Source organism: Streptomyces doebereineriae, from assembly GCF_031845645.1.
GTDB lineage: Bacteria > Actinomycetota > Actinomycetes > Streptomycetales > Streptomycetaceae > Streptomyces > Streptomyces canus.
In genome coordinates this window covers 708849-731824 of the sequence record NZ_JAVREZ010000003.1, presented here as the reverse complement: position 1 = coordinate 731824, position 22976 = coordinate 708849, and the positions used below count along the sequence as shown (strand labels likewise).

Below are 22976 nucleotides of genomic sequence, written 5' to 3'. Positions count from 1 at the left end.
GCCTCTGACCTGCGACGGAGGCCCTTTCCGATCTTTCAGGGGCTTGCCGCGTCAGGTGGCGAAAAGTCCCTCGAAAGTCCCCCGGGCAGCACTGGAAGTCCCTGAAAGGTCCCTGGAGCGGAGGGGTGAGGGACGCCTCTGAGGCGGTACGTCTACGCGCCAGCGATAGGCGCGGTCGTCGCGACGCAGATCGACCAGATGCAGGTGATCGACTGGAACACCAGTCCGACTCGGCTGCCCTCCGCGGTCCGGAAGATACGGATGTCAGAGCGCGTCGACCGCGCTCACCCTCCAGCCGTCGGACGTACGGGTCAGCGTCATCCGCACCCGGTTCAGGTCCACGCGGGAGCCCGAGACCTGGGTGCTCGTGGTCACCTGGTTGACGAAGAGGAGGACGACGGCGCGGTCCGCCGAGGCCGAGATCACGGAGGCTGCCGGGGAGCCGCCGGTGGGAGCCGCCACCGTCGCCTTCACCACCCCGTGGTATTTCCTGGCCGTCGGGCCGACCACCGCCGTGGTGGTCTTCGCGTACTCGTCGCGGAAGTGGCCGGTGAGCCGGGCGCGGGCCGCGGCGAAGTCGCGGTCCAGGTGACGGTAGTCGTACGACAGCACGACGGGCGCCGCCTGCCGCGCGGCCGCGAGCGCCTGTCCCCGGGCCTGTTCGGCCCGCGCCCCCTCCCGGTACCGCCATCCGAGCAAGGCGGCCGCGACCAGGCCCGCCACGAGCAGGACGCACAGGGTCGTGGTGAGCAGGCGCCGCCGACCGTGCCGCGTTGGCGCAGCGGGGCCGCCGGGTTCGCCCTCCCGCTGCGGCGCGTCCTCCTCGAAGGACTCCGGCGAGGGCTCGGGCGGGTCGTCCCAGCCGTTCTCGCCCTTGGGCTCGATGAGCACGGTGCGTCCGACTTCCGACGCCTCCGGCCGCCCCGGGGTCTCCTTGTCGGTGGCCGCCGGGTCCGGTTCGCGGTGGCCGCGCTCCGCGCGCTTGGCCGCCGCGCGGGCGGCTGCGGTCATGGTGCGCCCGGTGCCGGATCCGGAACCGGAGCCGCGGCTTCGGGTGGTCGTCTTCGTCACGGTCTTGCTCCTCAAGTACTCATGGGGCGTGCGGCGGTCGGGGCGCGGTCAGCCGACCCGCGGTCAGCCGACGAACTCGACGTCGGAGGTCAGCCAGCGGCCGTCCCGGTGCACCAGGTCGAGCTGCAGCCGATAGGTGCGCGCCTCGCCCTTGGGCGCGGCGATGTTGGTCACCCTGCTGTCGGCGACCACCAGGACGCGGGCCGAGTGCTCGTCGGACCGGACGATGCCCGCCTCCAGAACCTGGCCCTCGGAGACCGACTTGTTCTGGGCGACCAGCTGCGTCAGCTCCTCCGTCTGCGCGGCGAACTGCTTCTTGAAGTCGCCGGTGGCGCTCTCGATGACGTTCGCGCTGTCCCGGTCGTAGTGCCGGTAGTCGAGCGAGGTGAAGTTCAGCGCCGACTGGCGGGCAGCGGCCAGGAGGTCCTGGCGCCGCTGCTCCGCCTCGCGCTGGTTGTAGAGCCCGAAGCTCAGCCAGATCGTCAGTGCGGTGGTGAGGACGGTCGCCACGACCAGCCCCACCGACCAGGCTCTGCCCGTCCCTCTGCCCGACAGGGCACCTCTCATGGTCCTGCTCATGCCATCGGTCCGACTAGCAGCCATTGCCACGACTCCCCTCCGAACATCGCCTGTTGACCGCCCGTCGAGCCGATCTCGACGGGCCTTCCGTCCGGGCCGGTTGTGGTGCCGGTCTCCGGGTCGTACGGCGTGACGTACGCCGCCTGGTTCGCACCGCCGGACGTGGTCGACGTGCCGGGGGCGTTCTGTGCGCCCCGCACCGACGTCTTGCTTCCGAGCGGGGCGGTGCAGCGTGCGTCGGTGTTCGCCTCGCGCGTGCTGGTGTCCGAGGGATCACGCCGTGTTGTCCCGTATCCCTGGGTGCATGGCGGCGGGTCGTCGGCGTTCACCACCAGGCCGAAGTGGGTGGTGCCGTCGCCCGGGACGACTGTGTAGCTGCCCGCGACCAGCGCCGGGAAGGTGACCAGGGACTGCTCCACGCCGGGCAGTCGGGCCAGCGTGACCTGGCCGCCGCTGATCAGGTTGGCCAGCAGGACCGACAGGCGTGGGCCGGTGGATTTCAGCAGAGAGTTCACCTGTTGTGCGGCCGGCGTCGCGTTGCCGATCAGTTTGCGCAGGTCCCCGTCGCTCGATTTCAGCTGTGCGCTGAGCGCCGCCAGATCGTGCGCGAACGACTTGATGGACGAGCCCTGGTCGGCCTGTGTCCTGAGGACCTTTCGCGAGTCCTCGATCAGCGAGATCGTCTGGGGGAGTGACTCGGAGGCCGACTCCACGAGCGCGTTGCCCGAGTCCACCAGCCGGCTCAGGTTCGGGCCGGTGCCCGAGAATGCCTTGCCCAGCTCGTCGACGGTGATGCGTAGATCGTCCTTGCCGACGGAGTTCACCAGTCCGTCCAGGCTGAGGACCAAGTCCGTCGTTGCCAGCGGCACGCGGGTGCTGCCGCGCGGGATGGCGCTGCCGTCGAGGAGATACGGGCCATGCGAAGTTCGCGGCTGTAGATCTACGTATTGCTCGCCCACCGCCGAGCGGTTCGCCACGACGGCCAGGGTGTCCGCCGGGATGCGCGGCGCGCCGTCCTTGATGTCGAGGGCGACCGAGACGCCGTCGGAGCCGGTCAGCCGCAGTGCGCCGACGCGGCCCACCGGCACCCCACGGTAGGTGACCTCGGCGCCGGGGAAGATGCCCCCGGAGTCGGCGAAGTCCGCCCGCACGGTGTAGCCGCCGCCCAGGACGTCGTCCGCCAGGCCCGTGTACTCGGCGCCGACATACGAGACCCCGACGGCGGTGACGGTGGCGAAGGCGAGCAACTGGGCCTTGACCGTACGTGTGATCACGGCTGAACCCCCTTCAGCATCAGCTCTGCGAGCGCGAGGTCGATCCCCTCGGGCAGCTCTCCTCGGGTGGTGTAGCTGCTGGTGCACACCGGCGGGCACAACGGACCGCCGCCGCCCGACGGGGCCGACGGGGCCGAGGGGGACGACGGCAGGCTCGGTGTGCTGGGCAGCGCGGTGGGGGTCGGGACGGCCGGCAGGTCCGGGAGGTCGGGTATATCGGGGGTCTCGGGCTGCTTGGAATCGCCGTTCCCCTCCCCGGACTTGCCGGACCCGCCCGTCAAGTTCCCGTACAGGTCGGACAGATCGAGGTCGGCCGTGATGTCGAGGTTGACGTAGTCACCCCTGACGGCGTCCACCGCGTTGCGCGGGAACGGGTAAGTGGTCAGCAGCTCCAGGGAGTTGGGCAGATCGTCACCCGCCTTGTTCAGCTGCTTCAGGATCGGCCGCAGCTGTTTGAGGTTCGCGACCGTGTCGTCGTGCGAGGCCATGACCACCTTGCTGCCCGTCTTGCCCAGCTTCGACAGGGCAGTGAGCATCTTTGTCAGATCGCGCCGCTGGTCGGCAAGGACCTTCAGCGCGGGCGGCATCGCATCGACGGCCTGGGCGATCGTCTTCTTCTCCTTCCCGAGCCGCCCCGCGAGCCGGTCGACGGCCTTGAGGGCGCGAACGATGTCCTCGCGCTGGTCGTCCAGACCGCCGATGAACGTGTTCAGCTCCTTGAGCAGCGACCTGACCCGGTTCTCCCGGCCGTTCAGAGCCTTGTTCAGCTCCACGGTGATCGTCTTGAGCTGGGCCACTCCGCCGCCGTTGAGCAGCGCCGACAGCGCGGACAGCACCTCCTCGATCTCCGGGTTGCGGCCGCTGCGGGACAGCGGGACACGGTCGCCGTCGCCGAGCCGGCCCACGGGGGCCGTGCCGGACGGGGCGGAGAGCGCGACGTACTTCTCGCCGAGCATGCTGGTCTGCCGCAGCTCCGCGACCGCGTTGGCGGGCAGCTTCACCGAGTCGGCGACCCGCAGCCGTACGCGCGCGTGCCAGCCGTCCAGCTGCACCTTCTCGACCGCGCCCACGGTGACGTTGTTGACCTTAACCGCCGACTGGGGCACCAGGTCGAGGACGTCGCGGAACTCGACGGTGACGTGGTAAGCGTGGCCGTCGGCGGCGGCTCCACCGGGCAGCTGGACGTCGTACCAACCGTTGAACTCGCACCCGGACAACAGCAGCGTTCCGACCGCGGCCCACGCGAGGGCCCCGACTCCGCGCAGTGCGCTCATGCGCTCGCCCCCAGAATTCCGCCGAGTGTCCGGTCGACCGTTCCTGTCACCGCGGAGCCCTGAGGCACCTTCGGCAGGGAGTCGAAGAGATCCTTCAGCTCCTCGCAGTCGGGGTTCCTGCCGCCCTCGTCGCCGGTCGTCTTCAGCACGGAGCACAGCAGCGAGGCCGGATCCTGCGCCTGCTGGGCGTTGTTGCGGGTGTCGAGGGTGCCCGCGGACGGGTTGTACGCGTTGTTCAGGTTCGACAGACCAGTGGGAGCGACCGCCAACAACTCGTCCAGTGCGGCCCGTTGGGTGACGAGCACCTTGGTCACCTTGCTCAGGCCCTGCACGTTCGAGGTCAGCGATTTCTTGTTGTTCTTCACGAAGTCCGACACGTCGCCGAGCGCCGTCCCCAGGTTCTTGAGCGCGTCCGCGAGGTCCTCGCGCTCGCCCGCGAGCTGCCCGGCGACCTCGGCGAGGCTGGTGTTGAACGACCGCACGCTCTTGTCGTCGGCGGCCAGCGCCGCCGTGAACACCTGCAGATTCCGGACCGTGCCGAAGAGGTCCTTGCGGCCGTCGGACAGCGTGGTGACGGCCTGCGAGAGGTCTTCGACCGTCTGGTTGAGGTTCTCGCCCTGGCCGTCGAGGTTGTCCGCACTCACTCCGAGAAGCCGCGACAGCGAGCCGTCCTTGTTGGCGCCCTCGGGGCCGAGCGCGTCGGCTGTCGTGTGCAGACTGTCGAAGATGCGGTCCAGCTCGACCGGCACGGCGGTCCGCGTCTCGGGGATGACGGCGCCGTTTTGGAGCACCGGGCCCTTTCGGTACACCGGCAGCAGCTGCAGGTAACGGTCGCTGACCACCGAGGAGTTGATGATCGCGGCCTTCGCGTCCGCCGGGACCTTGCGGCCTTCGTCGTACGCCAGCTCCACCCGCACCCGGTCGCCCTCCGGCGTGATCTTCTCGACCTCGCCGATCCGGACGCCGAGGACGCGGACGTCCGAGCCGGGGTAGATGCCGACGGTGCGCGGGAAGTACGCGGTGACGTGCACGGACTCGGAGCGCGGCCACAGCACGTAGGTGAGCGCGACGGCGAGGGCGAGTGCGGTGACCACGGCCACGCGCCTCTTCAGGTTCTTCACTGCGCGCCTCCCGTCCGCGGCACCACCGGAGCGGCGACCAGGTTCTGGACGTAGCTGTCGAACCAGCGGCCGTTGCCGACGGCGTTGGTGAAGACCCGGACGTACGGCGCGAGCAGCTTGACGCTCCGGTCGAGGCTGGACTGATTCCGTTCGAGCATCTGCACCACGCGGTTCAGGCCCTTGAGTGCGGGCCCGATCTCCTTTTCGTTGTCCGCGACCAGGCCGGAGAGCTCGATGCCGAGCATGGCCGAGCTCTTCAGCAGCTTGTGGATCGCCTCGCGCCGCATGCTGATCTCCTTGAACAGCTTGTCGCCGTCCTTGACCAGCGCGGAGAAGTCCTCGGAGTGCTCGGCCAGCACGCCCGTGACTCCGTTCGCGTGGTCGAGGAGTTCACCCAGCGCCTTGTCGCGCGAGGCGACCGTCCGGGAGATCTTCGACAGGCCCTTGATGGACGCCCGTACCTCGGCGGGCGAGTCCTGGAAGGTGGTGGAGATGGTGTCCAGGGCCTTCGCCAACTGGTCGGTGTCCACCTTCTCCGTCGTCGTGGTGAGATCGCTGAACGCCTGCACGACGTCGTACGCCGGAACCGTCCTCGTCAGCGGTATCTCACTGCCGGGCCTCAGCTGTCCCGGTCCCTTGGGGTGCAGCGCGAGGTACTTCGCGCCGAGGATCGTCTTGACCCGGATCGAGGCGCCGGTCTCGGTACCGAACCCCGGATCGTCCTTGATCTTGAAGGTGACCCTGACATGATCACCGTCCAGATCGACGTCCTCGACCTTGCCGACCTTGACGCCGGCGATCCGCACCTCGTCGCCGGGCTTGAGGCCGCCCGCCTCCGAGAAGGCCGCGCTGTACGTCTCGCCGCCGCCGATCAGCGGCAGGCTGTCGGCGTTGAACGCGGCCACGGTCAGCAGCCCGAGGATGGTGAGGCCGACGGCTCCGATCACCACGGGGTTGCGGTCGCGGAACGGTGTCAGGCGTGGGCGGCGTATCCGTATGCGGGGCAGCTTGGGCGGGTCGACGCGAACTTCGACCAGGGGGTCGGGGCGGCGGGGGCGTGGTGCCCGGCGCGGCAGGAGCCGTAGTTTCGGGAGCTTCGGTGGGTCGATGCGGACCTTGACCAGCGGCTCCGGGCGGCGCTTGCGGGTCCTGCGCGGAAGGAAGTGCTTCGTCATGCGCCGCACCTCGCCCTCGCCACGTGCAGCTCCGGTGTGAGCACCTGCTTCGTCTTCGGCAGCACGATCCGGCCGTCGAAGTCGCAGAGGTAGAAGTTGAACCAGGAGCCGTAGGACGCCGTCCCCGTCAGCGCGTTGAGCTTGTTCGGCAGCCGCTTCAGGACGCCCTCCACGGTGTTCTCGTTCTTGTTGAGCGTTCCGGTGAGATCGGTCAGCTCTGCGATGTCGTCCTTCAGGGGCGGACGTGCGTCCTTGAGCAGCCCCGCGGTGGCGTCCGTCAAGTCGCCGATGCCCACCAGCGACTGTCCGATGGGCTTGCGGTCGGCGGACAGCCCCGAGATCACCCGACGCAGCTGCTTGAGGAGCCCGGAGAAGCGGGCGCCACGCTTGTCCAGCGTCTCCAGCACGGTGTTGAGGTTGTCGATCACCGACCCGATCAGCTTGTCGCGGCCGGCCAGGGTCGTGGTGAGCGAAGCCGTGTGCACGAGCAGGCTGTTGACGGTGCCGCCCTCACCCTGGAGAGTCCGGATGATCTCGGTGGCGAGCTGGTTGACGTCCTGCGGGCTGAGCGCGGCGAACAGTGGCTTGAAGCCGTTCAGCAGCGCGTTGAGGTCCAGCGCGGGCTGCGTGCGCGACAGAGGGATCGCGGCGCCTGGCCTCAGCAGGGTGCCGTCTCCCGCGCCCTCGGTCAGGGCGACGTAGCGCTGTCCGACCAGGTTCCGGTAGCGGATGACCGCGCCGGTGCTGTTCAGCAGCGGACGCTCCGCGCTGACGGTGAAGGTGACCTCCGCCAGCGTCCGGTCCTTGATCCGGATGCCCTCGACCTCGCCGACCCGCACCCCGGCCACCCGGATGTCGTCGCCCTTCTCCAGGCCCGTCACATCGCTGAACACCGCGCGATACGTGTGCTCGGGGGTGAGGGAGATGTTGACGATGGTGGCGGCGAGCAGGGCGGTCGCCAGGATTGTCACCAGGGCGAAGAGGCTGAACTTGATCAGCGGGGCGGCGGCCTGCCGGGCTCCTGACGTCCTCATGCGACGCTCACCGCCGTTCCGCGCGCCATCGGTCCGAACAGCAGGGTCGCGACCGGCGGCACCTCGTCGGCGGGTACGCCCATGACGGGCGCCACGAGCGAGCCGACGGAGCGCTGCTCCGCCCGGGTGGCGGAGACGCCGACCGGACCGGACGAACTGCCCTTCGCCGAACCGTCGTTGAGGTGGACCCCGGGGGCGGGCACCGGGGGATGGGGCAGGTCGCGGCAGTCGGGCCCCGACCGGTCGTCGTAGCGGGGATACTCACCGGGTTCGTACGCCCCTTGCCGGCGGACGACTTCGAGCGTGATGTGCATCTTGCCGCCGCGGAACGCCTGCTCGGAGGCCTGTTCCTCATGGACCAGGCCGGCGAGAAGGCAGGGGTACTCGGGCGAGTAGCGGGCGAAGAGGGCGAGCGTGGGGCGGGAGACCCGGCCCAGGGTGATCAGCCGGTCACCGTTCGCGTCGAGGAAGTCGTCCGCGGTGGCCGCGGCGGTGGCCGTCGTGGTGAGCGCGGCCGCGAGCCGGTCCCGCTGCTCGACGATGGTGCGGCTGGTGGTGACGGTGTTGCGCAGGATCTCCATCAGGTTGGGAGCCGCGTCGCCGTACACCTCGGCGACGTCGGCCAGGCGTGCGAAGTCCTCGGTGAGGGAGGGCAGGTGAGGATTGAGCCGGTGCAGATAGTCCCCCACGCGCGTGAGGTTGGCGCCGATCCGGTCGCCGCGCCCTTCGAGGGCGGTGGCGAACGCGGAGAGCGTGGCGTTGAGCTTGCCGGGCTGCACGGTCCGCAGCAGCGGCAGCAGGTCGTTCATCAGCTGCTGGAGCTCGATGCCGACGCGGGTGCGGTCCTGGGTGATGACGTCCCCCGCGCGGATGGGCCTGGCCGAGGGGCGCGCGGGCGCGACCAGGTCGACGTACTTCTCGCCGAACAGCGTCTTGGGCAGCAGGCGCGCGTGCACGTCGGACGGGATGTGCGTGACGTACTCCGGCTTGAGCGCGATGTCGAGCGTCGCCTTCGTCCCGTCGGCGTGCACCGCGCGCACCTCGCCGACCAGCAGTCCTCGCAGCTTGACGTCGGCGCGGGGATCGAGCTGGTTGCCGAGGCTGTCGGCCTCCAGCTCGATCCGTACGGCCGGGGTGAACACCTGCTGGTACACGGCGACCGACAGCGACAGCAGCAGCGCGAGCACGGCGAGGAACACGACGCCGTACAACCGCAGTCTCAGCACCCTCATTCGGCTCACCCCGCAATCCGTACGGTTGTGTTGGCGCCCCAGATCGCGAGCGACAGGAAGAAGTCCAGGACGTTGATCGCGACGATCGAGGTGCGCACGGCGCGGCCCACGGCGACGCCGACGCCGGCCGGGCCGCCGCTCGCGTAGTAGCCGTAGAAGCAGTGCACCAGGATGATCAGGACGGCGAAGACGAGCACCTTCCCGAAGGACCACAGCACGTCGACCGGCGGCAGGTACTGCTGGAAGTAGTGGTCGTAGGTGCCCGCCGACTGCCCGTAGTAGCCGGTGGTGATGGTGCGGGCGGCGAAGTACGAGGACAGCAGCCCGACCACGTACAGCGGGATCACCGCGACGAAACCGGCGATCATCCGGGTCGTCACCAGGAACGGCAGCGAGGGGACGCCCATGACTTCGAGGGCGTCCGTCTCCTCGCTGATCCGCATCGCGCCCAGCTGCGCCGTGAACCCGGCGCCCACCGTGGCGGACAGCGCGAGCCCGGCCACCAGCGGGGCGATCTCCCGGGTGTTGAAGTACGCCGAGAGGAACGCCACGAAGTTGGAGGTGCCGAGCTGGTTGAGCGCGGCATACCCCTGCAGGCCCACCTCCGTGCCGGTGAAGAACGACAGGAAGGCGATGACGCCGACCGTGCCGCCCACGACGGCGAGGGCGCCGCGCCCGAAACTCACCTCGGCGAGCAGCCGCAGGATCTCCTTCTTGTAGCGGCGCAGGGTGCGGCCCGTCCAGGCCAACGAGCGGCCGTAGAAGGAGAGTTGGGCGCCCAGCTCTTCGAGGGAACGGAGTGGGTGGTCGAGGAGTCCTTGAGGTCGTATCCGTCGCATCGGCTAACCCCTCTGCGGGACGACTTGGAAGTACACCGCGGTCATCACGAAGTTCGTTACGAACAGCAACATGAAGGTGATCACCACCGACTGGTTCACCGCGTCGCCCACACCCTTCGGACCGCCCTTCGCGGTGAGTCCCTTGTACGAGGCGACGATCGCGGCGATCGCACCGAACACCAGCGCCTTGATCTCCGCCGCCCACAGGTCGGAGAGCTGGGCGAGCGTGGTGAAGGAGGCGAGATAGGCGCCGGGTGTGCCGTTCTGCAGGACGACGTTGAAGAAGTAGCCGCCCGCGACGCCGACCACCGAGACCAGGCCGTTGAGCAGCACCGCCACCACCATCGACGCAAGGACCCGCGGAACGACCAGCCGGTGGATGGGGTCGATGCCCAGCACCTGCATCGCGTCGATCTCCTCGCGGATCTTCCGGGCCCCGAGGTCCGCGCAGATCGCCGTGCCGCCGGCGCCCGCGATCAGCAAGGCGGTGACGATCGGTGAGGCCTCCCGCAACACCGCAAGGACCGAGGCGGCTCCGGAGAAGGACTGGGCGCCCAGCTGCCGGGTCAGGCTGCCGATCTGCAGCGCGATGACCGCGCCGAAGGGGATGGACACGAGGGCCGTCGGCAGGATCGTGACGCTCGCGACGAACCAGGCCTGCTGGATGAACTCCCGTGCCTGGAAGGGCCGTCGGGGGATGGTCCGGACGACGTCCAGCGCCAACGCGAAGAGGTTCCCGGATTGTCTGAGGGCTCCGGTCGGTGACAGCCTCATGCGCCGGTCACCGCCTTTTGGCGCAGCTCGGCCTCGCGTCTCGCGATCGCCTCCCAGCGGGGTGGCCTGGTGATGCCTGGTCCCGGCAGCAGGCGGGGAGTCAGAGCCTGGCTGCCGGGAGATTTTGTGTGCGCTCCGTCGCCGAGCTGGGCCAGCTCCTGCTCGACCTGCGCGGCGTCCTTCTCCTCGGCCATCCCTATGGGGCCCTGCATCCGGCCGTTCAGGAACTGCCGTACGACGGGCTCGTCGCTGGTCAGCAGCTTCTCGCGGGGGCCGAACATGATCAGCTCACGGCGGAACAACAGCCCGATGTTGTCCGGCACCTGGCGGGCCGAGGCGATGTCATGGGTGACGATCAGGAAGGTCGCATTGATCTGTGCGTTGAGGTCGACGATCAGCTGGTTGAGATAGGCGACGCGTACGGGGTCGAGGCCGGAGTCGGGTTCGTCGAAGAGGATGATCTCGGGGTCGAGGACCAGGGCTCGGGCGAGACCGGCCCGCTTTCGCATGCCGCCGGAGATCTCGCCGGGCAGCTTCCCCTCCGAACCGATCAGCCCGACCATGTCCATCTTCTCCAGCACGATGCGCCGGATCTGGCTCTCGGACTTACGGGTGTGCTCCCGCAGCGGAAAAGCGATGTTGTCGTACAGGCTCATCGAGCCGAACAGCGCGCCGTCCTGGAACAGCACCCCGAACAGCTTCCGCACCTCGTACAGGTCGCGCTCGCGCAGCTTGGTGACGTCCCGGCCCGCGACCTTCACGGAACCCCGCTCCGGCTTCAGCAGTCCGACGAGCGTCTTGAGAAACACCGATTTGCCCGTGCCCGAGGGGCCGAGCATGACCGATACCTCCCCGGCGGGCAGCGTCAGCGAGACGTCCTGCCAGATGACCTGGTGACCGAAGGACTTGGTCAGCCCTTCCACACAGATCTCGACACCCATCCAGTCCACCCTTCGGCCGTGGAGCAGCTTCGACATCTGCTCTACGGGGAGGGGCGGGGCGTCCGTCGCGACGGAGGCGGTTTTTTTTCGGGGGTCTTGCGGCCGGGGTTCCGGCGGCTCGGCGGCCGCGCTTTTTCCGCTGGTTCTACGGCAGTGCTCTTCCGGCGGTGCTAGGGCAGTGCTCTTCCAGCGGTGCTATGGCAGCGCGGTCGGGGTCGGTACGTCGGCCGGGGCGGGGGGCGTGGCGGGAGCCTTCGGGAGGGACGGAAGCGTCGTCGGGACCGTGGACGTGGCCGGCAGATCGGGGAGGCCGGACACGCTAGGCAGGTCGGACACGCCGGGGACGTCGGGGACGGACGGCACTGGTGACAGCGAGGCATCCGGAAGCGGTGGCACCGACAGAGGCAGCAGCGACCGGTCGTGATCGCCGGGCGGCACCGCCGGCGTCGCTGCGGGAGACGTCGAGGCGGCCGAGAGATCACGGGCGTTCGGGGCGGCGACCCGGCTGACGCTGTCGGGCCCGGTCTCCGTGGTCGCCTGGGCCATGCGGGACACGGAGGGACGGGGAGCTGTGCCCTGCCCGTCCCCGTCGTGGACGTACGGCAACACGAACCCCGCCACCACCAGGCTCGCGGCCGTCGAGGTCACCACCACGGCCTGCGCGTGTCCGCCCGCGCGCAGCCTGCCGCGCCCCCACAGGAACAGGGCGAGCCCCAGCGTTCCGGCCAGCGAGTTGCGCAGCGTGCGCCGGGCCCGGGCGAGCAGCGACTCGACGGTGCGATAGCTCAGCCCCATGCGCACGGCGACCTGGCCGACGTCGAGGTCCTCGGACTTCAGCCGGAGTGCCTCGGCCTGGCGCGCGGGCAGTTCCCCGCTGCGCACGGCCAGCCACCTGGCCTCGGCCCGGTCGCACACCGCCTCCTCGACGGGCACCGGACCCGGCGCGGCGAGTGTGGGGCTGCGGTGTACCTCGGTCTCACGGTTGACCTGGCGGTATCGATCGACGCACAGCCGCATGGTCACGGTCGTCAGCCAGCCGCCGAGGCGCTCGTCGTCCAGGTCGGGGCGCTCCGCGGCGCGCAGCATCGCCTCGTGCACCGCGTCCTCGGCGTCCTCCGGGCTCATCGACCTGCGCCGGGCCACCTTGAGCAGTTGCTCGCGGTGACTCCACATGCGCTGCCAACGGTCGTGGGCCGCCTGTATCTCAGCAGGCATGTCCGGCATGTCCGTCGCCATGAGGGCCCCTTTGCGCTCACCCGCCGGTCCTGTGCCGTCCGGCGGGTGGCGACATTACCGCCCAGTATCCGCGGTTGGGGAGGGGGAGGAGGCCATCAAATCCAGATTGTTGCTGGTCAGCGGACCGTCGCTGGGCAGCAGATCGTCGCCGGGCAGCTCGATGTCCGTGCCGGGCGGAGGGAGTTGGGGCTCCTCGGTCCTCTCGGCCCCGCCCGCCGGACGTGACCTGGTGGGGGCCGGCGAGTCAGGCGCGGACGGAGTCCGGGACGGGGAGGCGCTGGGGGAGGGGGACGATGTCGGCTCCGGCGTGGGTTTCGGCCGCGACGGCTCGGGGCGTGTCGACGCCTTCGCGGAGCTGTCCGGCACCACCCGGTGCCCCTCCAGGAAGTACGCGTACCAGGCACTGACCGTGCGCAAATAGTCCTGCGAGTGGTTGTAACCGAGGACCGCCCGGTCCAGTTCGGCCGGGTCGGAGAGGTCTCGCCCGCCCGCACACAGGTAGCGCCCGGCGGCGAGCGCCGCGTCGAAGACGTTGTCCGGGTCGGCCCGCCCGTCGCCGTTGCCGTCCGTGCCCCAGCGGACCCAGGTCGACGGGATGAACTGCATCGGTCCGACCGCCCGGTCGTAGGCCGGGTCCCCGTCGTACGCGCCTCCGTCGGTGTCCCGCACGACGGCGAAGAGGCCGCCGTCCAGTCGCGGCCCGAGGATCGGCGCCACGGTCGTACCGTCCGCCGTCACCCGACCGCCACGCGCCTGCCCGGACTCCACCTGGCCGATCGCGGCCAGCAACTGCCACCGCAGCCGGCAGCCGGGCGCGGTGCGCGCGAGCTCTGCCTCGGCCTGCCGGTAGGCGGCGAACACGCTCACCGGCAGCGCGGCGCCCGCCACCGACGCCCCGCCCTTGCGTTTCCGGGTCCGCAGCGGCGGGAGCTCGGTGCGGTACCGGGTGTCGCCCGACACGCTCGGCCCGTGCTCGGCGGGCGCCTGCCGCGGGGGTACGGAGGCCCGTGCCGGAAGCGCCGCCGGCGCCTGTGACGCGGTCAGAGCCGCCATGGTCGCCGCCGCGATCGCCGTACCCCTGGCGCCTCTGACTCTGTGCCCTGCCACGTCGTGCTCCCCTCCCGGTGAACTGATGTCGTCTGCTCTACGTGCCAGGGCGGCGGGTCCGTCGCACGGAGCGGGGCGATTTCAGGAAACGGGGTCCGCACGCACGTCCGTCAAGATCTCCCCGAGCGGCCGGGGCGGCGCGCTCGCGATGGCGGACCCGGCGAGACGCGCGGGTGCCGGCATGAGGGCTTCGCGGTGTCAGGCCAGCGGTTCCGGGCAGGTCGCGAGCGGCCTGCGGAGTTCGAGGCGGCGACTGGCGTGCCGGGGCGAGGCGGCGACCGGCGTGCGGGGATGAGGACGCGACTGGCGTGCAGGGGCACGACCGGTCTGCGGGGCGGAGTGGCTGCAAGCGACCGAGCGGCATGCGAACTGCTTGACCGGGCTGCAAGCCGCAGCCCGGCTTGCTCGATGAGTTCCTCGGCCGCCCCTCCTTGGTCGCGGATCCCCTGGACTGCCGGTACCTGTCCTCGAAGCCGAGCCTGTTCCGGCCGGTGTGCACGCGATGGGCACGGTCTCTGGTCACGCGCAACGGCCGCGCAGCTCAGCGGCCGCTTTCACATGCCTTGCAGCTGTCCCCGGCGTACAGCCCGACTCGTCTGCCGCTCTTTGTTTCCCTAGGTCAGAGCCGCGTTCTGCGGTTTGGTCGGGGGGTGGCGGATGGCAGGACAGGACCTTCTCTCCGCTTCCAGCCAGGCGTGAACGAGGAGCGGACCACGCGCAGGACACGGCACAGCAGGGCCCCGGGTAGGCGGCCTTATCCGCAGCGATGACCTGGTGGACCTCGCTCACCGGTCGCCCGTCCTTTGGGACGAAGAGGTCGTGGGTTCACATCCCGTCATCCCGACGCTGAAATACCGGGTCAGAGGCCTGATCCCCATCGCGGCTCGGGCCCCTGAGTGAGACTGGAGACCGCCGTCTGCTTCGGCCTGAGTCAGAGTTCTCCGGAGATGACGCCCCAGCGGAAGGCAGCCCACTCCGAGGCTGTGAAGCGGAGGGGCTCGCGGCTGGGGTTCTTGGAGTCACGGACGGCCCTTGCGCCGTAGGGGAGTTCTGCGACCTCGACGCAGTCGTGTTCCGCGCCGCTGGCGGATGCTTTCCGCCATATCGCCTCGGTGAGGTCGTACGCGTACAGCTCAGCCCTGGGGTCGTTCACTTCCGGTGGCCCTCTTCCAGCTCGGCGATTCTCGCGAGCGAGTCCTCCACGGGAAGCGCTGTCGCGCGGATGCGTTCGAAGGCCTTGGCGAAGGGCGTCGCGTCGTCGCCCTCAACGTATGTCGCGCCGCTGAGGTTTTCCAAGAGCACTACGGAGGGCATCGGTTGGGGGAAGCCAGTCAGGGTGAAGCCGCCCACGACGCCGGGGTGCGCGGTGGAGTCCAGCGGCATCAACTGCACGGTGACGTTGGGCATCTCCGAAACGTCGAGCAGCCGCCGGAGCTGCTCACGCATGATCGCGGGGCGTACGGCGAAGCGCTGGTGCAGTGCTGCCTCGTGGACGATGGTCCACAGCTCTGGAGCTGTGCCCGGGCGGGAGAGGACGGACTGACGGGCTATCCGTACCTCAGTCAGGGCAGCCACCTCTTCCGGTGTGCGTGACGTCGTCACGCCAGCGATCGTCTCTCGCGCGTAGGCGGCTGTCTGCAACAGGCCTGGTACGACCAGCGGGGACCAGGTGTAGATCGTCTCGGCGTCTGATTCGAGGGAGATGTAGTCGGCGTACGAAGGCGAGACGATCGCGCTGTACGTCTGCCACCAGCCTTTCTTTCCAGCGTCCCGAGCGAGGTCGCTCAGTGCGTCCCTTACCTGTGCGTCTTCCACGCCGTAGACCGACAGCAGGGAACCAACGTCTGCTGGGCTGATCGACTGGGTGGCGCCCTCGATCTTCGAGAGCTTCGGTGCCCTCCAGCCCATGGCGCCGGCAGCGGCCTCGAGTGTCATGCCGGCGTCACTGCGAAGGCGCCGCAGGCTCGCGCCCAGTCGGCGGCGTCGAACGGTCGGAACGAGTGGTGAGTTGGGCATGTGGGGAGTCTGGCAACGCCTTCGCGTGGATCGCACAGCGTAGCGAGAACTTCACTCCTTCGGGTTGGAAGTTTTCTACCTGAGGGGGAAAGTTGTGCTTGGGGCTGAAGCTGGGGCAGTCCCGTCAACCAACCCGGAGGCCAAGCGACATGCACCCCACTCCGCCCCTCGTTGCTCACCCAGCGCTCCTCGGTACCACCGCACACGCATCACCACTCACCCCACCGACCCTCGGTTTTTACCTCCGTCCTCGCCCCCACGGCTTCGCCGCTCACATTTGCGCTTCACCCCAGAATCTCTGCGCTGTACGGCAGTTGGCCCGCGCCGAACTGTTGGCTCAGGGCATCGAGGACGAGGCCGTCGACTCTGCGCAACTCGTCCTCTCAGAGCTCGTCGGCAACTCGGTACGTGCCTACGGCGATTACGTACCGCTCGTAGTCGAGGTGTACGTGACGGCGCACGGCGTCGCGGTGAACGTTCATGACCCGGACCCCGGCGCGCTGCCGATGCGCCGGGCAACGCCGCTCGATAGCGCGGAAGCAGAAGGCGGACGTGGGCTGGGCCTAGTCGAGCTGCTTGCGCCGGGATGGGACGTGCGGAGGTCGGCGATTGGGAAGCAGGTGCGTTGCCGGGTGCCCGCCGAACCTGGGTGGGACTGAAGGCCCTACCCATGTTCTGGCCGCATGAGGGCGTCGTCCGGAAGTGCACCGCCTCGTATGAGACGGCATCGACACCGGACGAACCTCACGGGGAGCCAGCGATCACGCAATCCCGGCGCCACCGGCTGAGCACCTCCCGCGCACACCGAACTACACGAGTTCCGGCACCTCGGCCCGCGATGCCGGATGAATGAGGGACCGCAGTTTCTCGCGTGTCTCCGCATCCGTCGAGTAGAGGATTGTCCCGACCATTCCCCGGGTCAGGAGCACCTTGTACGTGTTGCGGATGAGGCGGTCGACGTCGTCGTCCGGTGTGGCCTTCGTGAAAGACGGGTCCTTCGACGCCGAGCGGTCCACTACCCAGCGGTCCGTTCGCCAGACCAGGTCGGGGCCGATGATCACGCCGGACCAGTCGTACTCGAATCCCTGCGCGGTGTAGACGCAGCCGACCTGGCCGAAGCCGGCCGGGTCGGTGGCCCAGAGGGGTGCGGGTGGTGCGCCGAGGGCGGAGCGGTCGCCGTAGAGGTTCCAGGGGCGGGACCATTGGCCGATCACGACATCTTCGGGGAGTGTCGTCATGTCGGGTGTGATCTTCGTGGTCCACTTCCAGCAGTAGCCGGCCGACATGCGGGCGCCGTAGCCCTCCTCCCGGCGCGCGACGAGGAAGTCCTCCAGCTCCTGAGGGGTCTCGGCGGTCAGTAGCTGCAGCTTGCCGTCGGGCTCCCACTGGCTGGGCGTGCCGCCGTCGAGGCCGAGCAGGTCGATGACCCACTTCTCGTACGCGTCGCTCCCGCCGCACCTGAACTGGCCGTCCAGTTCCACCACCGTGCAGTCGAGGCCCTCTGCGGCGGCGGCCCGTTCGATCTCCTGCCTGGTCCCCATCTCGCCGGGTCGCACCACTTGGTGCTGGTCGAGCAGGAACACGGGGACCCGGGCCGCGTCGATCAGTTCCGCCACCTGGGGGCGTCCGGTGCGGAGTGCCGCCTTGGTGTAGCGGTTGGCGGAGGTCTTCCGCAGACGGTGGGCCTCGTCGCAGATCAGCACGTCGAGGTCGTTGGGCTCGGCGTCCATGAAGCTGTTGAAGTACATGAACAGCTGCTGCACTTCACGCTTCTTGTGCCCTGCGACCCTGCGCATCGTCTTGGTGAACGACGCCGATCCAGTCGCGTGCAGCGCGGGTACTCCGCGGCGGTACAGCTCACCCAGGACCGACAACGCGATGACGCTCTTGCCGGATCCGGGACCGCCGGTCACCACGATCACCTGCTTGTGGTTGCCGCGCTTGGCCTTGCGGACGGCGGACATCACCTTCTCGTACGCGACCCGCTGCTCGGCGATGAGCACGAACTGCTCGCGGTCGCGGATCTCGGCTGCCGCGACGGACATCAGCTGCTTCGACGGCCGCACCTTGGCGTCGAGCAGTACGTCGGCCACGTGTGCGCCGGGCTTCGCGGCGAGCCGCGAGCGCAGGAAGTCAAGGAAGGCGCCGCGCTGTTCTCCGGTGTACATCCGCCCGTACTGGCTCTCCTCGACGTTCCTCAGTCCCGCGATCTGGAACTCGGTCGCGTTGTGTAGGAACGCCACGCCGGCCAGCGAGTTGGGCATCCGCTCCAACGCACCGTTGAACGACTGCAGATACTCGCAGTAGCCCCGTACCTGCTCGATCGGGTTGAGGACGGGCTGAGCGTACGCGTCGATCCGGCACAGCAGCGGCTCGTCCTCCTCCGGGTAGGCCGCGCTCCACTGCTTGAGTTCCACGACGACGTACGACGGTTCGCCTGTGGTCGGATGCACGCCGGCGAGTACGGCGTCCGCGCGCTTGCTGGTCAGGGGAAGGCTGTACTCGACGAGGACCTCAACATCGTCGAGCCCGGCCTCGATGAGCGCGTTGACGAGGGCGGGGAGGCTGCGCTCCCAGGACCGTATCTCCGCCTGTGCGGGCCTTCGGCCGTGCTGGTGACGGAAGTTCTCGGTCAGATGCAGCGCCAGCGACCCTTCGAGGAGGCGGGCGGCCACGGACGCCGCGGACTCACGGAACAGCAAGAAAAAGCCCCCATGCAGCACGAAGAAGACTCGTGCGGGTGGGGGCATGTCCTGCGGAGTCCGCCAAGTAGGCGGATCAGGAAGCCCGTCGGGCCGCTGAGATGTTGCTCGCCATCCTAGGTGAGCGAGTCGATCACGGGGAGGGGGCGGGGGAGGGGTCGGTCAGGTGGAGTCTCGCTCGCCGAGCGCCGCCCGTAGCCAGTCAGCGACCCCGTGTCCAGGCTAGTGCGCTCAGGCCGTGCCCCGCTCCTCCCAGCGGCCCTGGAACCACGCCAGGGTCTCGGCGAGCAGTTCGCGGTTGCGGTCCTTCTCCAGCACTGACAGACGGAAGTTGGGGCGCAGCTCCAGCTTGCCCTCCGGGATGTCTACGTCCTCCAATTCGTTGAGCCGGGTGAGGAGTTCGGCGCGCAGTGCTCGGTCGGTGAACGGTTCGCGGGCGGCCAGGTACTGGAACACCACCTCCGCCGTGCCGCCCCGTCCACCGCCCGGGTAGAGCGTCAGCGGCCAGATGCCGCGGCCCGGCGCGCCCGCCTCCCCGAGCATGAGGAACGCGCTCGTCATGACCTGGCCCGCCCCGTGCCCGATCCAGCCGCCGAGCTTCTCCCATCGGGCGAAGAGGGCGCGCACCGCCTCGACCGTCTCGGGGGAGTCGTCCGCCGCGAGCTGGCGGAAGAACCGGTCGGCGCGCGTCTCCTCGCCCTGGCTGCTGCCCGGCGTCCGCTGTGCGGTGTCCTCGCTCTCAGCCCGGTCGTCGTCGTCAGTGACCAGCAGCGCGAGGTCGTCGGCGGTGAGGCGCTGGACCGGATCGGCGGATCCGGTCACTGTGAACCGGATGCCGTCGGCCGTCAGCAGGGAACGGACGTCGCCGCCCTCGTCCTCAGATGCCCAGCGGAATCCCTCGGAGACCCTGCCCTCGGAGGTGAGCACCCGGTACGCGTTGGCCACCCCCGGTGTTGCCGCCAGGTGGTTGCCCACAGCCTGGGCTCCGGAGCCGAGGAACGCGGCGAGATCCCCGTACGACGTCCACATGCCGTGGGGGAGTGCCGCGAGCACCTGGTGAGCCAGGTGCCAGTCCCGGCTGCGCTCGGCGCGGCCGACTCCGCGCAGAGGGGCCGGCCACAACGCGACCGCACGGTCGGCGAGTTCGTCGGCGCGCGCGAAGATCTCCTTCGCGCCCCACCGTTCGGTGGCGGCGATGCGACGGTTCATCTCCAGGTGGCTGCCGTGGAGCAGGCCCTGTTTGCGCTCGAAGGGGTGGTTCGACAGCTCCGAATTGACCGCGGTGAGCGTCAGGTTGCCGAGGGTGTGCTGCAGCCCGGAGTGCAGGTCCTTCACGCGCTCTCCGTCGGCCACATCCTCGCCCAGCATCTGTAGCCACTCGTCGCCGGGCGACTGCGGCATGACGTGCTCGATGGTGAGCTGCGCGGCGGCGAAGTCCACCGGCTCCGGATGCTCGTAGCTCTCCTCCAGTCGCTGTAGCACCATCTTGCGCTGCTGCGGCCGTCCGAACTGGTAGAAGGGTGCCTTCCGGATCTTCTCGCGCAGCTGGTCGTCGGTGGGCCAGAACCGGTTGTCGGCGGAGAGCAACTGGTGCAGTCCGTCGGCGACGGGCACGTCGAGTGGGAGCTGCCCGGGAACGGCCTGGAAGATCCTGTTGAGGTTGTTGGGCGGCACCCGGCAGATCATCCGGCGCACTAGGAAGCTCTCGATGTACGACATCGCACGGGCCGCGTCCGAGGAGTCGAGGTCCCCCCGCTCGCGCCGGTCGAGCAGCAGCATCAGCGCGGGATAGGTGACCTGCGCCTGCCAGGCGTCCAAGCGGTGCAGTTGGGCGCGGACCGATGTGTCCGGCTCCTCCTCGGGGTGCAGCAGGCGGCGGAAGAGAGCGGCACTGCGGTGCAACTCCCCGATGTAGGCCTCGATGTCCTCCTCGCTCGCCCTGCCGCGCTCGAAGCGTTGCTGCTGAGCCGCGTAGAGGTCTTGGCGGCGCACCCGGTCGTCGCCGTCGAGGACCAGTTGCAGCCACATGAGCTGTTCCAGCTCTTCGTTGCTCAAGCTGGCCTGCAGCGGCAGCCAGTAGGTCTCGTAGACATGCTCACCGCGGGTGGGCAGCTTCATGAACAGGTAGTTGCGCAGCAGGTCCGCCTGGCTGAGCTTGAGTCCGGTGTTGTTCAGGGACTCGAAGATGCGGTGCACGTTGTCGCCGCGCTCGGCGGTCACCGTCACCAGCGTCAACCGGGAGGTGATGGCCTGCTCGATGCGGAACACGTCCTGCGGGGCGGCGGGATCGGCCGCCTCGACCAGCTTGCGGCGGAAGAAGGAGTAGGCAGCTGCGACACCGCCGCCGGCGGCCTGTTCCGTGAGCGGGCCACGGACGTGCGCGGCGAACTGCGACCGGTCCGCCTGGGTCGGCAGCAGCCGGAAGTGGTCGCTGCCGTTCTGCCACTTGTTGATCAGGTACTGCTCGTCGATGCGCTCGGCGTCGCGCGGCTTGGCGTCCCTGACGTGATCGCGGATCGCGGCCAGGGCGAGGGAGAGTGTGGTCAGCCTCTGCTGGCCGTCGACGACAAGCCAGCGAGGGAACGTCGCATCGTTCTGCGGCGACGGCGCGAGGACGACGGACCCCAGGAAATGCGTGTTCGCCCTCTCTCCGCGCTCGATCAACTCGGCCTGCTCCAGGATGTCGCTCCACAGCTGTTTGAGCTGCTTCTCCGTCCAGGAGTACGTCCGCTGGTAGAGCGGCACTTGGAACTGCTGGGCCCTCCCCTGCACGAGATCGGCGAACAGCGTCTCCTTCGCCTGCATCGTGGTCCCCCCTTGGCAGTTGATGCGGTCGTGGCACGTGGGAACGACCATAGGGCTTCCCGCTTACAGTCACGGCAATGCTTCAGTTCTCGTCCAACACGCGCACCACAGCGCGTAGGCGCCATGCTGACCGGAAGACCAGTACGAGGTGCTCTGGCTGCTCGTCGAGGGCATCGACCCGACGACATCTCACTACGGCGCGTGGCCGTCGTACGGGGCCGGCTGCGCACCGTCACCAAGGTGCCGGGGCCGGCGCCGTCCGCACGCATACGACCTCGGGAGCGATTGAGTTCGGGGCGCCGCCGACCTCCAGCAGCGACCGGCCCACCGTCACCATGGGGTGCTCAGCCGAGGTGGCCGCTGATGAGATCGGAAACGGCTCACATGAGGCCGACGGCGGCATCCCGGGCCGAAGAGCTTGCTGGTCCAGTCCGATAGAAGCCCACGTGGCCGACGGGTGCCGCTCGCTCAGCCTTCCGCGTCGCGTTCCTCCTCGTCCCCGCGCCGGCGGCGCGCTCGCTCGGCGATCCCGCTGGAGAGCCTGCTCGTAGTCGATCTTGCCCGGTCGAGGGTCTCGTTGCCGAGGCTTCTGGCGGCTCCGACGCCCTTCGCTCCTGTTTCAAACGCCTTGTCCCTCACCTCCGCCGCCGCGGCCGCCCAGCGTCTCGTCTCCGAAGACTGACGACCGGACTCGATACCGAGCCGCTCGCGGAAGTCATGAACGCCCGCCACGACCTGGTTGCTCGACTGGACCACGGCCGGGGACTTGGTCGGGTGCAGCAGCACCTTCGCGTTGGCCTCGTCGGCGGCCGCGTTCATCCGGGTCACCAGGCGCTCGGTGCTCCGGGCGATGAGCTCCAACCGATTCCGCCGGGCGATCCGGATCCCGTTGCGATGCCGGTCCAGCTCCTCCGGAGCCGCGTCCAGCACCCGGTCGAGTTCGAGCACGGCCATCGCGTCCTGGAGCTGGAAGCAACGTGCGAGGACGGCGAGCCACTGCCTGGCCTTGGACTCGGCTTCCTCGGCTGCCGTGGCGAGCTCACCGATCTTGGCCTTGCGCTCCATTTTCTCCGCGAGCGCGTCGAGCCGGCGGAGTGTGTACACCTGGGTCGTTGCGATCGTCTCTGACGTGTTCTGCACCTTCGACCAGGTGATCTCGGAGACTCGACCCACCTGCTCCCGGATGGTCATGGCCTCCTCGATCACGAACTCTGCTCCGACCATCTTCGCCAACTCGGCGTCCTCCTGGGCGCGGAGCACGTCGTCGACCTTCTCGTCGATCGTGGCGAGATAGTCGGTGATCTCGTCCATGGCCTGCTGCATCGCGAGCTGCGCCATGACCGCCGCGACATTGGCCAGAACCGCCGGGTTGGCCCGAAGCGGTCCCGGCCCCTTCGCGAACTCGACAAATCCCTTGATCTGGCCGCTGTCCCCTTTCAGTACACCTGTGCTGAGACCCGTCGGGGAACTCTCTCTCAGCCCGTACTTGTCGACACGCCGCGCGGACTCCTTGGTCAACTTCACCCAGCGACCTGACCCGGCGGCGATATCGGAACCTGCCTGCGCGGCTCCGGCCGCGTTGCCGAGGGCGGATCGGAACCGTCGCGGTTCGAGGTCCTTCGAGGACAGCCCCTCAGAGACGAGGAAGCGTTCGACCGTCGCTTGATTCCCGATGACCGCTAGGCCATCGCCGTCCCTGATCAGCTGAATCTCGTCATCCATGGTCACTCCCTTTCGGGTCGCGGCCCGGACCGGGGTGCTCTCCTCTCCTCGGTCCGGGCCGTGTAGGCGTGCTG

The 22976-nt window shown here is 69.1% G+C and carries 19 protein-coding genes; 1 reads left to right on the top strand and 18 read right to left on the bottom strand.

Annotated elements, in window-relative coordinates; all coding sequences use genetic code 11:
* Positions 1 to 264: 264 nt before the first annotated feature.
* From RNB18_RS12895 to RNB18_RS12825, 15 genes are all read right to left on the bottom strand, one after another.
* On the bottom strand, positions 265 to 1071 hold the full coding sequence (locus RNB18_RS12895; RefSeq protein ID WP_311714239.1) for a hypothetical protein: 807 nt from the start codon (positions 1069 to 1071) through the stop codon (positions 265 to 267).
* Between the two features lie 63 nt (positions 1072 to 1134).
* The gene (locus tag RNB18_RS12890; RefSeq protein WP_242436072.1) at positions 1135 to 1638 is read right to left on the bottom strand and encodes a hypothetical protein; all 504 of its coding nucleotides are present in this window, start codon (positions 1636 to 1638) and stop codon (positions 1135 to 1137) included.
* An 8-nt stretch (positions 1639 to 1646) separates the two neighbouring features.
* Positions 1647 to 2924: an MlaD family protein gene (locus RNB18_RS12885; protein WP_311714238.1), complete on the bottom strand. Its 1278-nt coding sequence runs from the start codon at positions 2922 to 2924 to the stop codon at positions 1647 to 1649.
* Positions 2921 to 4198 (bottom strand): MCE family protein, encoded by a 1278-nt coding sequence (locus RNB18_RS12880; RefSeq protein ID WP_311714237.1) that lies wholly within the window; start codon positions 4196 to 4198, stop codon positions 2921 to 2923. Before RNB18_RS12880 ends, RNB18_RS12885 begins: the two co-directional genes overlap by 4 nt.
* The gene (locus RNB18_RS12875; RefSeq protein WP_311714236.1) at positions 4195 to 5319 is read right to left on the bottom strand and encodes an MCE family protein; all 1125 of its coding nucleotides are present in this window, start codon (positions 5317 to 5319) and stop codon (positions 4195 to 4197) included. Before RNB18_RS12875 ends, RNB18_RS12880 begins: the two co-directional genes overlap by 4 nt.
* Positions 5316 to 6296: an MCE family protein gene (locus RNB18_RS12870; protein WP_311714263.1), complete on the bottom strand. Its 981-nt coding sequence runs from the start codon at positions 6294 to 6296 to the stop codon at positions 5316 to 5318. The genes RNB18_RS12875 and RNB18_RS12870 overlap by 4 nt, the downstream gene beginning before the upstream one ends.
* A gap of 194 nt (positions 6297 to 6490) precedes the next feature.
* Positions 6491 to 7528, bottom strand: a complete 1038-nt coding sequence (locus tag RNB18_RS12865) for an MCE family protein (RefSeq protein WP_266522556.1) — start codon at positions 7526 to 7528, stop codon at positions 6491 to 6493.
* Complete coding sequence (locus tag RNB18_RS12860; protein ID WP_311714235.1) at positions 7525 to 8760, bottom strand: MCE family protein; 1236 nt, start codon at positions 8758 to 8760, stop codon at positions 7525 to 7527. The genes RNB18_RS12865 and RNB18_RS12860 overlap by 4 nt, the downstream gene beginning before the upstream one ends.
* 5 nt (positions 8761 to 8765) lie before the next feature.
* A complete protein-coding gene (locus tag RNB18_RS12855) occupies positions 8766 to 9599 on the bottom strand; it encodes an MlaE family ABC transporter permease (RefSeq protein WP_311714234.1) in 834 nt (277 codons plus the stop codon).
* 3 nt (positions 9600 to 9602) lie between these two features.
* Positions 9603 to 10373 (bottom strand): MlaE family ABC transporter permease, encoded by a 771-nt coding sequence (locus RNB18_RS12850; RefSeq protein WP_311714233.1) that lies wholly within the window; start codon positions 10371 to 10373, stop codon positions 9603 to 9605.
* Positions 10370 to 11314, bottom strand: a complete 945-nt coding sequence (locus RNB18_RS12845) for an ABC transporter ATP-binding protein (RefSeq protein ID WP_057614802.1) — start codon at positions 11312 to 11314, stop codon at positions 10370 to 10372. Before RNB18_RS12845 ends, RNB18_RS12850 begins: the two co-directional genes overlap by 4 nt.
* Before the next feature lie 195 nt (positions 11315 to 11509).
* Positions 11510 to 12550, bottom strand: a complete 1041-nt coding sequence (locus RNB18_RS12840) for an RNA polymerase sigma factor (RefSeq protein WP_311714232.1) — start codon at positions 12548 to 12550, stop codon at positions 11510 to 11512.
* 54 nt (positions 12551 to 12604) lie between these two features.
* Complete coding sequence (locus RNB18_RS12835; protein WP_311714231.1) at positions 12605 to 13657, bottom strand: lytic transglycosylase domain-containing protein; 1053 nt, start codon at positions 13655 to 13657, stop codon at positions 12605 to 12607.
* A 931-nt stretch (positions 13658 to 14588) separates the two neighbouring features.
* Positions 14589 to 14810, bottom strand: a complete 222-nt coding sequence (locus RNB18_RS12830; RefSeq protein WP_311714230.1) for a DUF397 domain-containing protein — start codon at positions 14808 to 14810, stop codon at positions 14589 to 14591.
* Positions 14807 to 15673 carry a helix-turn-helix domain-containing protein gene (locus RNB18_RS12825; RefSeq protein ID WP_311714229.1) on the bottom strand — a complete coding sequence of 289 codons (867 nt, stop codon included), beginning with the start codon at positions 15671 to 15673 and terminating at the stop codon, positions 14807 to 14809. The genes RNB18_RS12830 and RNB18_RS12825 overlap by 4 nt, the downstream gene beginning before the upstream one ends.
* A 149-nt stretch (positions 15674 to 15822) precedes the next feature.
* On the opposite strand from RNB18_RS12825, the gene RNB18_RS12820 reads away from it, so the two are divergent.
* Positions 15823 to 16332: an ATP-binding protein gene (locus tag RNB18_RS12820; RefSeq protein WP_311714228.1), complete on the top strand. Its 510-nt coding sequence runs from the start codon at positions 15823 to 15825 to the stop codon at positions 16330 to 16332.
* Between the two features lie 150 nt (positions 16333 to 16482).
* On the opposite strand, the gene RNB18_RS12815 is transcribed toward RNB18_RS12820, so the two are convergent.
* The 3 genes from RNB18_RS12815 to RNB18_RS12805 all read right to left on the bottom strand — a co-directional run bounded on the left by RNB18_RS12815 (position 16483) and on the right by RNB18_RS12805 (position 22902).
* The gene (locus tag RNB18_RS12815; protein WP_311714227.1) at positions 16483 to 18375 is read right to left on the bottom strand and encodes a DUF2075 domain-containing protein; all 1893 of its coding nucleotides are present in this window, start codon (positions 18373 to 18375) and stop codon (positions 16483 to 16485) included.
* A gap of 231 nt (positions 18376 to 18606) precedes the next feature.
* Positions 18607 to 21180 carry a GmrSD restriction endonuclease domain-containing protein gene (locus RNB18_RS12810; protein WP_311714226.1) on the bottom strand — a complete coding sequence of 858 codons (2574 nt, stop codon included), beginning with the start codon at positions 21178 to 21180 and terminating at the stop codon, positions 18607 to 18609.
* A gap of 468 nt (positions 21181 to 21648) precedes the next feature.
* A complete protein-coding gene (locus tag RNB18_RS12805) occupies positions 21649 to 22902 on the bottom strand; it encodes a hypothetical protein (protein ID WP_311714225.1) in 1254 nt (417 codons plus the stop codon).
* Positions 22903 to 22976 lie beyond the last annotated feature (74 nt).

Coding starts and splice junctions, on each gene's coding strand:
- RNB18_RS12845 (WP_057614802.1), bottom strand. CDS start 11,314: ATGGGTGTCGAGATCTGTGTGGAAGGGCTGACCAAGTCCTTCGGTCAC.
- RNB18_RS12825 (WP_311714229.1), bottom strand. CDS start 15,673: ATGCCCAACTCACCACTCGTTCCGACCGTTCGACGCCGCCGACTGGGC.
- RNB18_RS12860 (WP_311714235.1), bottom strand. CDS start 8,760: ATGAGGGTGCTGAGACTGCGGTTGTACGGCGTCGTGTTCCTCGCCGTG.
- RNB18_RS12810 (WP_311714226.1), bottom strand. CDS start 21,180: ATGCAGGCGAAGGAGACGCTGTTCGCCGATCTCGTGCAGGGGAGGGCC.
- RNB18_RS12865 (WP_266522556.1), bottom strand. CDS start 7,528: ATGAGGACGTCAGGAGCCCGGCAGGCCGCCGCCCCGCTGATCAAGTTC.
- RNB18_RS12840 (WP_311714232.1), bottom strand. CDS start 12,550: ATGGCGACGGACATGCCGGACATGCCTGCTGAGATACAGGCGGCCCAC.
- RNB18_RS12820 (WP_311714228.1), top strand. CDS start 15,823: ATGCACCCCACTCCGCCCCTCGTTGCTCACCCAGCGCTCCTCGGTACC.
- RNB18_RS12890 (WP_242436072.1), bottom strand. CDS start 1,638: ATGAGAGGTGCCCTGTCGGGCAGAGGGACGGGCAGAGCCTGGTCGGTG.
- RNB18_RS12805 (WP_311714225.1), bottom strand. CDS start 22,902: ATGGATGACGAGATTCAGCTGATCAGGGACGGCGATGGCCTAGCGGTC.
- RNB18_RS12880 (WP_311714237.1), bottom strand. CDS start 4,198: ATGAGCGCACTGCGCGGAGTCGGGGCCCTCGCGTGGGCCGCGGTCGGA.
- RNB18_RS12850 (WP_311714233.1), bottom strand. CDS start 10,373: ATGAGGCTGTCACCGACCGGAGCCCTCAGACAATCCGGGAACCTCTTC.
- RNB18_RS12855 (WP_311714234.1), bottom strand. CDS start 9,599: ATGCGACGGATACGACCTCAAGGACTCCTCGACCACCCACTCCGTTCC.